This is a genomic window from Prosthecobacter sp. (genome assembly GCF_049294395.1).
In the GTDB taxonomy this organism is placed as follows: domain Bacteria; phylum Verrucomicrobiota; class Verrucomicrobiia; order Verrucomicrobiales; family Verrucomicrobiaceae; genus Prosthecobacter.
In genome coordinates, this window is record NZ_JBAQCR010000442.1 from 1 (window position 1) to 6779 (window position 6779).

6 protein-coding genes, 1 tRNA gene and 1 pseudogene are annotated in these 6779 nt (G+C 58.4%); 4 read left to right on the plus strand and 4 right to left on the minus strand.

What is annotated here, in order from left to right:
- Positions 1-196: 196 nt before the first annotated feature.
- Positions 197-328 (plus strand): annotated as a pseudogene (locus WAW39_RS30110) (transposase); the annotation flags it as partial.
- Between the two features lie 132 nt (positions 329-460).
- On the opposite strand, the gene WAW39_RS30115 reads toward WAW39_RS30110, so the two are convergent.
- Positions 461-940, minus strand: coding sequence for a hypothetical protein (locus WAW39_RS30115; RefSeq protein ID WP_422323454.1), 480 nt, complete (start codon positions 938-940; stop codon positions 461-463).
- A gap of 523 nt (positions 941-1463) precedes the next feature.
- A complete protein-coding gene (locus WAW39_RS30120; RefSeq protein WP_422323456.1) occupies positions 1464-3629 on the minus strand; it encodes an alpha/beta hydrolase family protein in 2166 nt (721 codons plus the stop codon).
- Between the two features lie 142 nt (positions 3630-3771).
- On the opposite strand from WAW39_RS30120, the gene WAW39_RS30125 reads away from it, so the two are divergent.
- From WAW39_RS30125 to WAW39_RS30135, 3 genes are all read left to right on the plus strand, one after another.
- A tRNA-Leu gene (locus WAW39_RS30125) sits at positions 3772-3856 on the plus strand.
- 175 nt (positions 3857-4031) lie between these two features.
- Positions 4032-5324 carry a methylation-associated defense system AAA family ATPase MAD3 gene (mads3, locus tag WAW39_RS30130; RefSeq protein WP_422323458.1) on the plus strand — a complete coding sequence of 431 codons (1293 nt, stop codon included), beginning with the start codon at positions 4032-4034 and terminating at the stop codon, positions 5322-5324.
- A gap of 10 nt (positions 5325-5334) precedes the next feature.
- Positions 5335-5970 carry a hypothetical protein gene (locus WAW39_RS30135; protein WP_422323460.1) on the plus strand — a complete coding sequence of 212 codons (636 nt, stop codon included), beginning with the start codon at positions 5335-5337 and terminating at the stop codon, positions 5968-5970.
- A 45-nt stretch (positions 5971-6015) separates the two neighbouring features.
- Here WAW39_RS30135 and WAW39_RS30140 read toward each other — a convergent pair whose 3' ends face one another.
- Together WAW39_RS30140 and WAW39_RS30145 are read right to left on the minus strand one after the other, a co-directional pair.
- Entirely contained in the window at positions 6016-6177 is a 162-nt protein-coding gene (locus tag WAW39_RS30140; RefSeq protein WP_422323462.1) for a hypothetical protein, read from the minus strand.
- A 324-nt stretch (positions 6178-6501) separates the two neighbouring features.
- Positions 6502-6779: hypothetical protein (locus WAW39_RS30145; protein WP_422323464.1), on the minus strand; the 278-nt coding region annotated here is incomplete at its 5' end.

The following is a 6779-nucleotide window of genomic DNA, read 5'->3' on the forward strand; positions in this document are numbered from 1 at the left end:
GCAGAGATCGAAGCGCGGGCCACGGCAGCGACGTCGCGGCCCAAGGGGCTCGGAGCGCTCACCGAACGCATCATCGAAAACGAAGTGCTCGACTGGACCCGGTTCAACAACCGGCGGCAGGCCAGCAGGTTGCTTCGCTGCGCTCACCCCTTCGGGGCAGCCTAGCGGCTGGCTGTCTCGCTCCGCTCGGCTCACCGGGCTGTGTCCCAGCGAGCACAGCAGCGGCGGCAAACGCAGGCAGGGCGGGATCAACAAACATGGCAATCCCCGGCTGCGGCATGCGCTGGTGGAATCCGTGTGGCGGTTCATCCGGCTGCAGCCCGGATGAACGCACCGAGCCATGGGCGTTTCCCCACGCTCGCAGACGGGCGGGCTGTCGCCACACCCATCCTACGACTGTGCATGCAGCGCCTGATTTAGAACGCCACGGTTTGGGAAGAAGGATCGAACAGGCCGGTGTTCAGGGAGAGAACGTGGAGAAATAAATGGCCGCAGCGGAAGGTGAGAGGGCGACGAAGCCGAAGGTGCGGCCTGTGAGTTTTTTTGGCTCGTAATACTCGCAGTCTTTGAAGGCGGCTGCTGCGGGCCACCAGGTGGGAGCTGGGCTGTGGCCGCCATAGCTGGGGGAGTCCACGTGGCTGGTCTGAGGTGCGAGAATCTTTTGCCACTTCGGGAGGTCTGCGGCGGGGAAGGTGATGACGCCTGAGAGGGTGGAATCGGAGGGGCCGGGGACCATGCCGCCGCTGTTGTCGGCGATGTCTTCTGCCATGTGGGCGTCCAGCAGCGGGCCGGGGAGTGTGGCGTATTTGGCAAGGATGGCGGTGGCGCGTGTGACGCGCTCGGTCTGCGTGCCGGTGATCTCGGCGCGGGTTTGTTTCTGAGGTGTCGGGCCGCAGGCGCTGAGGGTGCAGACGAGGAGGATGGACAGGATCACTTTCATGAATGGAGAACAGGATTTTGAATTCCTGAGATCATTCATGAATGGGCCGGTTTTGTCAGTCTTTTTGAATGCGAGCGGGGGGCGGCTTTTTGGAAGCGAGGGTGGAGGCGGGGGCGCTGGCCGACAGACAAGAGTGTCTGTCGTACTCCAGAGGAATCTTCTGCGGACGGTCGTTTTTCCAAGAACTTCACGGGTTGATATCGTGGGTTTTGAAGGATGGGGGGCAAGAGGGCGCGACAGCGTCATGGACTGCGGCGGCAAGCCTTGGCGCGATGCCGCTTTGGCATGCCGGACGGCAGGGTGGGTCTGAGAATACGTCTTACCCCACGAAAGCGGTAGCTGCGATGCAGGCTTGCGCCGTGCATCTTCGCGACCGCACTCCAAAAGGCTGGCGTGTTCGCGTCAGCGGGCAGGTGCTTGTGGAAGGCCAGCCGGCTTTCGGAGGCTGTTCTTTGCAGAGGGCTTTCGGCTGAATGAGAGAGCGCTGGCCGACAGACAGGAGTGTCTGTCGTACTTATGAGGGTTACTTCTTGGGCTCCTCTTTCTTCTGCGGCTCTTCCTTCACCTCCTCGGGCTTCACGGGGACGCGGACTTGGAACTGGGTTTCTTTGCCGAGGTTCTTGGTGAGGGTTGCGGGGTAGTCCCAGGCGGGTTTGTCGGCGGAGTAGATGACGACTTTGCTGCGCATGGCGGCCATGGCGGTGGCCTGGGGGATGTCGAGGTATTTGAGGACGTTGAGCATGGCGGGGCCGACGGACTCGGGATCTCCGGTGACGGTGCCGTTGTGGGTGAGGGGCATGTCGTGGAGGTCGAGGCGCTTGATGTTGTCTTCAAAGAGGGAGGCGTAGAGGGCATCGACGGCCATGTCGCGGTGGGCCTGGATCCAGAGCGGGGTTTCGCCGAAGCCGGGGATGGCGCGGATGGTTTGCAGGGTGCGGCGGATGTCCCACACACGCATGCCATCGAGAGTCTGGCCGAGGAGGTAGAAGCGGCGGAGGCGCTGGGTCTGGGCTTTGGCGCTGCCGGTCCAGGCGGTGGGGCCGACGCCGCGCGGGCAGATGTAGGCCATGCCCCATTTGTTGTTCATGAACATGGCCTTTTCCTGCTTGAAGGCGTCGTCGTCTTTGGGGGCACCGGGGAAGACTTCGATGAGCTTGCCAAAGCGGCTGTGGTAGGTGGCGCAGAATTCATCCCAGCCGGCTTCATCGAGGACGTTGAGCGCGACGAGCTGGAGGTCTTCGGCGCGGAGGCCATCGCGATGGACGATGTAGAGGCGGAGGCGGAAGGGTGACTGGCTGTCGAAATCGTAGGCGGTCATGCGGATGCCATCGACTTCTGCGCTGCTTTCCTTCTGCGGATTGACGGAGGCGATGTCCTTGGGCCAGCCGTTGAAGACTTTGTCTTTGAGATCCTGCATCCAGGTGTCGCTTTGTTTGGACCAATCGGCGGCATTGGTGGCGGGTGCGGGGGCTTTGGCCATGGGGACGAAGGTTTCGTCGGCCTTGGTGTTGATCTCGTCCTTGGGGATTTCGGTGAAGACGCGCAGGGAGGCGGGCGCGATGGTTTTCTTGGCGCCTTCGTCGATCACGGCCATGGAGTCCGCGCCTTTGAGGAAGCGCTCGAACCAATGGAACGCGCCGATGTTCAGCGGCTGCAGATCTCTGTGCGGACCTTCGGCGACCTGGAGGCCGATGTTTCCCTCTTTGCCGAGGAGGCTGTAGATCTTGCGCACGTTTTGGTAGATGCGGAAGACGCCGTCGATGGGGAAGATGGAGTCTTTGTCGGTATTGACGACGAGGAGCGGGCGTGGTGCGGCGAGGGCGACCATGCGCTCGAAATTCCAGCGGTAGGTGTTCACGAAGAACATGCAGTCGCAGTGGCCTTCGACGCAGCCGTCGATGACTTGATTTTGCATGTCGGTGACGCCGGCGGTGGGGGCGCTGGCTTTGATGCGCTCATCCAGCGCGGTGATCCACCAGGAGTAGGCACCGCCGCCGCTGCGGCCGGTGACGCCGAAGCGGGTCTTGTCCACTTCCTTGCGGGTTTCGAGGTAGTCGAGCGCGCGGATGCAGCTCCAGGCCTCCAGCCCGGCGGGCGTGTAGCCGCGTGAGAACCACCACCAGCGGCCTTTGCTGTAGGTGCCGTGGTGCTCGCCACGGATCTCGCCGAGCTGCACGGTGTCGATGATCATGCAGGCGTAGCCGTGGCGTGCGTACCAGACGCCGTGGTGCTCGTAGCCGGTTTTGTTGCCGAGGCTGACGCCGTCCTTGACCACAACGGCATGGCCGCAGACGTAGAGGATGGTGGGCAGGGGCTTGTCCACCTTCTCGGGGAGATAGAGATTCGCGGTGACGTAGAGTCCGGGCATGGACTGGAAGTGCATTTTTTCCACGATGTAGCCGTCGCCTTTGAGCTCGCCGGTCTTGGTGGCATTCAGCGGGGTTTTCTCCGGCAGGGGATCAAGGCCGAGCATCTCAAAGAGCTGGCGGCGGTACTCGGGGGCTTTGGCTTCCCAGTCGGCAGCGGTGGTGATCTGCGCGAGTCCGTTGTCTGCGGTGATCTCGCGTGTCTGCTCGGCGAAGTAGCGGTCGATGAGCCTGTTTCCTGGGGTGTCAGGGGTCTTTTCAGGGTAGGGCGAGGCCGCGAGGAGAAGGGACGGCAGCAGGCAGAGGAGCAGGGAAGTGCGCATGAGAAGGGATGACAGTCAAAACGCGGTGCGAAGGCAAGAGTGATCGTCTTTTCCATCGGCGCATAAAAGTGCACGAAAATGCAAAACAGTGGTTGCATAAAAACTGAAGCGTCTATATTCGCGGCCCCTGTTTTTCACACCTGCTCGGGTGGCGGAATTGGTATACGCGCAAGACTAAGGATCTTGTGCCGAAAGGCTTAAGGGTTCGAGTCCCTTCCCGAGCACCACTCTTTGAAGTACAAAGAGTCACAGCAGTGAAGTGAAACAAATCTTTGTTGGAGAGATTTACCCAGATGCATGATTCTCTGTGTGCAGAAAATCAAATAGATTGGAAAGTCAGGGCTTTGCAGCACATAATTATATCACAATATGTGGCATGCTTATTTTTGATTCAAATCCCGCATGATCACTAAAATCGAAGCGTGGAACTACCGATGTCTGGCGCGTGTTTCCCAGAACCTCGGGAACTTTCACATTATTACCGGCCCGAATGGCAGCGGGAAGAGCACTTTTTTGGAAGTGCCGCAGGTGCTGGCTGCCTTTGCGGCGGGAGGTCTCGAAGATGTTTGGGACAAATCACGGACGCGAAGTATGGGGGAGATCCTATTCCAAGGAAAAGGGACGTATTTCGATCTCGCGGTAGAGGCAAGAATACCCGATGCAGTAAGAAGCCTGCATATGAATGGCAAAAGTGCCGCTTACACGCACGTTCGCTACGAAGTTCGACTGGGATTGGGGGAGGAGAAGGATGAGCCGTTAGACTGGGAGCCGCGCATATTAGCGGAGAACTTGTGGCTCTTTTCGCCGAATGGCGACGCGACCGAAAAGGGGGAACTGCACAGAGGCAAATTTCCAGATGACAGCTGGCTTCCAAATTTGAATCCAATGAGCCAGATCATCCACAGGCAGGCTCCCTCCAACAAATGGAAAAGAACGGCCAGTAAATCGAAAAATCAAAACAGTAATTTCACGGCAGAGACCACTGGGTACAATCTCCAAATCAAAAATCCGGCTTCAAAATCGGCGCTCAGCACGCTTCCCGAAGACGAAGTCAGGTTCCCACTTTCGAATTGGTTTAAGACGGAGCTCGCTGAGCATGTGCAGAAGATCTTGCTGAATGCTGAATCCATGATGTTTCCTTCTTCCCCTTTGAAGGGTAGAAGATTTGCGGTGGATGGATCGAATCTCCCGCAGGTGGTGCGCGAGTTGAAAAAAGACACGCCATCTTGGATTGGCTGGATGGAACATCTCAGAACTATCCTGCCTATCGAGAATATTGAAGTCACGGAGCGTGACGAGGACAAAGCTCTTTATCTCAGGGTGAAATACAAGTCAGGCCATGAGGTGAAGTCCTGGCACTTGTCCGACGGTACTCTTCGACTGCTGGCATTGACACTGTTGGCATATATTCCTGATGAAGGCAGTATCTATCTGATTGAGGAGCCCGAGAACGGTGTGCATCCCCAAGCCATTGAGGCTTTGTATCAATCGTTATCCGCTTTGACGGAGGGGCAAGTGCTGCTGGCTACTCATTCGCCCGTGTTGGTGGCACAGGCAACGCCTGCGCAACTGCTGTGTTTTGCCAAATGCAATGATGCCACTGACATCGTGCGCGGAGATTTGCATCCCAAGCTCAAGAACTGGCAAAGCTCCGTGAATCTTGCTCAGTTGTATGCTGCGGGAATCCTCAGCTGATCCAACTCACATGGAAGATCTCGTCATTCTCACCCCTGACAGTGCCTATAAGGAGGTTCTGCCTGCCATTTTGGCGAGGTATCAGGCGCTTGGTATCCGGTCTGTAACCCCGGTGATTGTGTCTGATCCTTACCATGACTCTAGCGGTCAGGCAGTGGAGTTACTACGGTCGTATCAGTCTAGCCATCAGCGGGCGCTGGTTGTCAGGGATATCGAAGGCAGTGGTCGTGAGGTACAAGGGGCGACAGCTTTGGAAATAAATCTTCATGAACAATTGATCCAGAGCGGCTGGGAGAATGATCGTGCGGCAGCCTTGGTTTTGGAGCCGGAGCTGGAGTCCTGGCTGCGGTTTGGTTCTTCGCACATGGGAACTGTATTGCATGAACGCGCCCGTAAAAATCGTGACAAACTTGTTGAATGGGAAACGAAGCTCCAGGATATTTGTAATGAGCATGGAGGAATGGATCAACTGGGCAAGCCTCTGAGGCCTAAAGAGGTCTTTCGGGATCTCTTGAAAGTTTACAACATCCCTCCTTCCAACGCCATATTGGGTAGACTCGCCGAAAGGGAGAGCCTTCGAAATTGCAGAGTTCCCTCTTTCCTCCGATTCTGTGATTTGATGAGAGAATGGTTTCCCACTTCCTGATCACGTTTTGCGCCTCAATGGCGGTATTCGGAACGGGCGGAAGGGTTAGAGATTCGGGGCGTAGGATTGCAGCTGGCGGTAGCGTGCGAGGATGGTTTTGACGGCGACGACGGTGGCGGAGACCTGCAGGGGCATGGGCGCCAGAGACGGGGTTTCAAAGACGATCTCCAGGGCTGAGGAGGACTGGCCGGGAGGTGCGGTGAGCATGCCGAGGTAGCCTTCGCGAATGATGCCCTTGTCGGCAAGGAAGCCGTCGATGACCTGGGAGTCATTGCGCGGCAGGATCTTGGATGCGGCGCGCAGTGCGGGCTTCAGCAGATGCTCGCTGAGGAAGGAGCCGCCGACAAAGCCGTAGACGCCATCGCTGTCTGCATCTGAATGCAGGGAGATGATGCCGTCGTATTTTTCACGGCGCAGCTCGCCTTCGAGGTACTGGATTTCATAGCCGCGCCATCAAGTTCACGCAAAAATGACAAAGGTTTGCGCAAATAGCCCGCTTTGAGCAGCCTGTCTGCACCCGCCTTGCAGGCTTCATGCAGGCCATTTCCCCTCCGGGCAGCGCTTCCCGGCCAGCCAGAGCAGCGGATGCGAGCACCGGCAGTTCACGCTGTCGCAGAGCCCCCGGCCATCCCGGGCGGTCTCACGCCATAGATCACAGCCCCGGCACTCAGCCAGGCGCGCACAGAAGCTCCCTTCGCTCACCACCGCCCCGCCCGCAGCCAGAGGAGCCGTGGCAGGTCCGTAATCAGCCTCCAAAGCGGCGATGGTGGGCTCTGGGACGGCGGCAGGGCTGCGGCGCTGCACTCGCG